2 tRNA genes and 3 rRNA genes are annotated in these 5,538 nt (G+C 51.4%); all 5 read left to right on the top strand.

Annotated features, from left to right (window positions below):
• The first annotated feature begins 284 nt into the window (after positions 1-284).
• The 5 genes from A7976_RS04180 to rrf all read left to right on the top strand — a co-directional run bounded on the left by A7976_RS04180 (position 285) and on the right by rrf (position 5,464).
• Positions 285-1,825 (top strand): 16S ribosomal RNA (locus tag A7976_RS04180).
• 64 nt (positions 1,826-1,889) lie between these two features.
• A tRNA-Ile gene (locus A7976_RS04175) sits at positions 1,890-1,966 on the top strand.
• 15 nt (positions 1,967-1,981) lie between these two features.
• Positions 1,982-2,057: transfer RNA gene (locus A7976_RS04170), tRNA-Ala, on the top strand.
• 284 nt (positions 2,058-2,341) lie between these two features.
• Positions 2,342-5,231 (top strand): 23S ribosomal RNA (locus A7976_RS04165).
• Positions 5,232-5,350: 119 nt separating this feature from the next.
• A 5S ribosomal RNA gene (gene rrf / locus A7976_RS04160) occupies positions 5,351-5,464 on the top strand.
• The 16S, 23S and 5S rRNA genes sit together here with 2 tRNA genes alongside, the layout of an rRNA operon.
• Positions 5,465-5,538: the final 74 nt, after the last annotated feature.

Here is a 5,538-nt window from a genome sequence, read left to right as displayed (position 1 = left end):
GTGGTGCGGGTTTGTTGGTAAAATAATGCTGACAAAAAGCTTGACCGGAAGTAAGCGGTCTGTATAATGCGCCCCTCTCGTTGCTACGGCGACATGCTCTTTAAAAATCAGGACAACCGATAGGTGTGGGTACTTGTTGGTGAGGCAGTCGATTGGTGGCTTAGGCTATTGATTGACGCTCAAAATACAAGTGCTTACATCTTCAAATGAATTAAGGTTCATTTGAGAATTAAGCCAAGCGATATACCTGCCCCGCAAGGGGCAACAAGTAATAGTTGGGAATTAAACTGAAGAGTTTGATCCTGGCTCAGATTGAACGCTGGCGGCATGCTTTACACATGCAAGTCGAACGGCAGCACGGGAGCTTGCTCCTGGTGGCGAGTGGCGAACGGGTGAGTAATGCACCGGAACGTACCCAGTAATGGGGGATAACACATCGAAAGATGTGCTAATACCGCATACGCCCTGAGGGGGAAAGCGGGGGATCGAAAGACCTCGCGTTATTGGAGCGGCCGATGCCGGATTAGCTAGTTGGTGAGGTAAGAGCTCACCAAGGCGACGATCCGTAGCTGGTCTGAGAGGACGACCAGCCACACTGGGACTGAGACACGGCCCAGACTCCTACGGGAGGCAGCAGTGGGGAATTTTGGACAATGGGCGAAAGCCTGATCCAGCCATGCCGCGTGAGTGAAGAAGGCCTTCGGGTTGTAAAGCTCTTTCGCAAGGAAAGAAAACTTACCTATTAATACTAGGTGAGGTTGACGGTACCTTGATAAGAAGCACCGGCTAACTACGTGCCAGCAGCCGCGGTAATACGTAGGGTGCGAGCGTTAATCGGAATTACTGGGCGTAAAGCGTGCGCAGGCGGTTTTGTAAGTCAGATGTGAAATCCCCGGGCTCAACCTGGGAACTGCGTTTGAAACTACAAGGCTAGAGTGTAGAAGAGGGGGGTAGAATTCCACGTGTAGCAGTGAAATGCGTAGAGATGTGGAGGAATACCGATGGCGAAGGCAGCCCCCTGGGCTAACACTGACGCTCATGCACGAAAGCGTGGGGAGCAAACAGGATTAGATACCCTGGTAGTCCACGCCCTAAACGATGTCTACTAGTTGTTGGTGGAGTAAAATCCATTAGTAACGCAGCTAACGCGTGAAGTAGACCGCCTGGGGAGTACGGTCGCAAGATTAAAACTCAAAGGAATTGACGGGGGCCCGCACAAGCGGTGGATTATGTGGATTAATTCGATGCAACGCGAAAAACCTTACCTGGCCTTGACATGCCACTAACGAAGCAGAGATGCATTAGGTGCCCGAAAGGGAAAGTGGACACAGGTGCTGCATGGCTGTCGTCAGCTCGTGTCGTGAGATGTTGGGTTAAGTCCCGCAACGAGCGCAACCCTTGCCAATAATTGCCATCATTTAGTTGGGCACTTTATTGGGACTGCCGGTGACAAACCGGAGGAAGGTGGGGATGACGTCAAGTCCTCATGGCCCTTATGGCCAGGGCTTCACACGTAATACAATGGTCGGTACAGAGGGTTGCCAACCCGCGAGGGGGAGCCAATCCCAGAAAGCCGATCGTAGTCCGGATTGTAGTCTGCAACTCGACTACATGAAGTCGGAATCGCTAGTAATCGCGGATCAGCATGTCGCGGTGAATACGTTCCCGGGCCTTGTACACACCGCCCGTCACACCATGGGAGTGGGTTCTACCAGAAGTAGTTAGCCTAACCGCAAGGAGGGCGATTACCACGGTAGGATTCATGACTGGGGTGAAGTCGTAACAAGGTAGCCGTATCGGAAGGTGCGGCTGGATCACCTCCTTTCTAGAGAAAAGCCTGATTGGCAAGTACTCACACTTATCGGTTGTTCAAAGAGACAGACAGTTCAGGGTCTGTAGCTCAGCTGGTTAGAGCACCGTCTTGATAAGGCGGGGGTCGTTGGTTCGAGCCCAACCAGACCCACCAGATTGCCCGAGGTACGGGGGATTAGCTCAGCTGGGAGAGCACCTGCTTTGCAAGCAGGGGGTCGTCGGTTCGATCCCGTCATCCTCCACCAATGACTAGAAGATAGAAGCAAGCGAAGGCGTTTGCTTCTGGCTTTTAAGCTGGAACTGTTCTTTAAAAAAATGGAAGAAGTAAAGTGAACACAGGAACTTTGTGATGAGGTTCTGCGTGTTCAATGGGTAGTATTGATTGCAAAATCGAAACATTTGAGCGACGTTTAGTTCTAGTAACTAGATCAGTTCAAATCAGTAGTGCTTTAGAAAAACCTATGGCGGACGTATTTACTCGTACGTCGCGGAATTTGAGTTTAAAAGGGCTCAGGTTTCAACGTTATAGGGTCAAGCGAACAAGTGCATGTGGTGGATGCCTTGGCGATCACAGGCGATGAAGGACGTGGCAGCCTGCGTAAAGTCTCGGGGAGCTGGCAAGCAAGCTTTGATCCGGGAATGTCCGAATGGGGAAACCCACCCGCAAGGGTAACCGCTCCTGAATATATAGGGAGATGGTGGCGAACTCTGCGAACTGAAACATCTAAGTAGCAGAAGGAAAAGAAATCAACCGAGATTCCGTAAGTAGTGGCGAGCGAACACGGAAGAGCCTGTAACTTTTAGCACACGCGTTATTAGAACGGAATGGAAAGTCCGGCCATAGAGGGTGATAGCCCCGTATAAGAAAGCCCGTGTGTGGAACTAGGGTTACGACAAGTAGGGCGGGACACGTGAAATCCTGTCTGAACATGGGGGGACCATCCTCCAAGGCTAAATACTCGTGATCGACCGATAGTGAACCAGTACCGTGAGGGAAAGGCGAAAAGAACCCCGGGAGGGGAGTGAAATAGAACCTGAAACCGCATGCATACAAACAGTGGGAGCCTCGCAAGGGGTGACTGCGTACCTTTTGTATAATGGGTCAGCGACTTACATTCAGTAGCGAGCTTAACCGATAGGGGAGGCGCAGCGAAAGCGAGTCCGAATAGGGCGATAGTTGCTGGGTGTAGACCCGAAACCAAGTGATCTATCCATGGCCAGGATGAAGGTTGGGTAACACCAACTGGAGGTCCGAACCCACTAATGTTGAAAAATTAGGGGATGAGCTGTGGATAGGGGTGAAAGGCTAAACAAACTTGGAAATAGCTGGTTCTCTCCGAAAACTATTTAGGTAGTGCCTTGTGTCTCACTCTCGGGGGTAGAGCACTGTTATGGCTAGGGGGCTCATAAGAGCTTACCAAACCATTGCAAACTCCGAATACCGAGAAGTGCAATCACAGGAGACAGACATCGGGTGCTAACGTCCGGTGTCAAGAGGGAAACAACCCAGACCGCCAGCTAAGGTCCCTAATGACGTGCTAAGTGGAAAACGAAGTGGGAAGGCATAGACAGCTAGGAGGTTGGCTTAGAAGCAGCCATCCTTTAAAGAAAGCGTAATAGCTCACTAGTCGAGTCGTCCTGCGCGGAAGATGTAACGGGGCTAAGCACGTAACCGAAGCTGCGGATGCCATACTATTTATAGTATGTGCATGGTAGGAGAGCGTTCTGTAAGCCTGCGAAGGTGTTCTGTGAGGAATGCTGGAGGTATCAGAAGTGCGAATGCTGACATGAGTAGCGATAAAGGGTGTGAAAAGCACCCTCGCCGAAAGCCCAAGGTTTCCTGCGCAACGTTCATCGGCGCAGGGTGAGTCGGCCCCTAAGGTGAGGCAGAGATGCGTAGCTGATGGGAAACAGGTTAATATTCCTGTACTTTTATGTAATGCGATGTGGGGACGGAGAAGGTTAGGTCAGCCATCTGTTGGAATAGGTGGTTTAAGCGTGTAGGGAGATCCTTTAGGCAAATCCGGAGGGTCAATTCTGAGGCGTGACGACGAGTGCACTTGTGCACGAAGTGATTGATACCAAGCTTCCAAGAAAAGCCACTAAGCTTCAGTTACATAAAAACCGTACCGCAAACCGACACAGGTGGGCAGGATGAGAATTCTAAGGCGCTTGAGAGAACCCGGGAGAAGGAACTCGGCAAATTAGCACCGTAACTTCGGGAGAAGGTGCGCCTCGGTAGTGTGTAGAGATTTACTCTCGAAGCACGATGAGGTTGCAGTGAAAAGGTGGCTGCGACTGTTTAATAAAAACACAGCACTGTGCAAACACGAAAGTGGACGTATACGGTGTGACGCCTGCCCGGTGCCGGAAGGTTAAATGATGGGGTGCAAGCTCTTGATTGAAGCCCCGGTAAACGGCGGCCGTAACTATAACGGTCCTAAGGTAGCGAAATTCCTTGTCGGGTAAGTTCCGACCCGCACGAATGGCGTAACGATGGCCACACTGTCTCCTCTCGGGACTCAGCGAAGTTGAAATGTTTGTGAAGATGCAATCTACCCGCGGCTAGACGGAAAGACCCCATGAACCTTTACTGTAGCTTTGCATTGGACTTTGACAAGATTTGTGTAGGATAGGTGGGAGGCATTGAAGCGTGGTCGCCAGATCGCGTGGAGCCAACCTTGAAATACCACCCTGATGTTGTTGAGGTTCTAACCTAGGTCCGTAATCCGGATCGGGGACCGTGCATGGTGGGCAGTTTGACTGGGGCGGTCTCCTCCCAAAGAGTAACGGAGGAGTGCGAAGGTTCTCTAGGTACGGTCGGAAATCGTACTGATAGTGCAATGGCATAAGAGAGCTTGACTGCGAGACGGACAGGTCGAGCAGGTGCGAAAGCAGGTCATAGTGATCCGGTGGTTCTGTATGGAAGGGCCATCGCTCAACGGATAAAAGGTACTCTGGGGATAACAGGCTGATTCCTCCCAAGAGTTCATATCGACGGGGGAGTTTGGCACCTCGATGTCGGCTCATCACATCCTGGGGCTGTAGCCGGTCCCAAGGGTATGGCTGTTCGCCATTTAAAGTGGTACGTGAGCTGGGTTTAAAACGTCGTGAGACAGTTTGGTCCCTATCTGCCGTGGGCGTTGGAAGTTTGAGGGGACCTGCTCCTAGTACGAGAGGACCGGAGTGGACGGATCTCTGGTGGACCGGTTGTCACGCCAGTGGCATAGCCGGGTAGCTAAATCCGGAAGAGATAAACGCTGAAAGCATCTAAGCGTGAAACTCGCCTCGAGATGAGACTTCCCGTGGGTTTAACCCACCTAAAGGGTCGTTCAAGACCAGGACGTTGATAGGTCGGATGTGGAAGCGCAGTAATGCGTTAAGCTGACCGATACTAATTGCCCGTGAGGCTTGATCCTATAACCTTGAAACTTGAGTTGCTCAAGTCAAGGTTGCTAAAGCTAGCAATCGATACACCCAATACTTTACTTCTTCCGTTTTTAATTCAGAAGCCAAACCGCTTCTGATACCCGTTATGCCTGGCGGCCATAGCGAGTTGGAACCACCCCTTCCCATTCCGAACAGGACCGTGAAACGACTCCGCGCCGATGATAGTATGCTCTTCGCATGCGAAAGTAGGTCACCGCCAGGCTCCTTATCCTCACAAAAGCCCTCCTCGCGAGGGCTTTTGTGTTTATGCCCGTGCGTGTCCGTGCCTTGAAAATG

The sequence above is a fragment of the Methylobacillus sp. MM3 genome (assembly GCF_001645185.1).
Taxonomy (GTDB): Bacteria; Pseudomonadota; Gammaproteobacteria; order Burkholderiales; family Methylophilaceae; genus MM2.
Note: the sequence above shows the minus strand (reverse complement) of the source record. Positions and strands in the feature narration are given on the sequence as shown.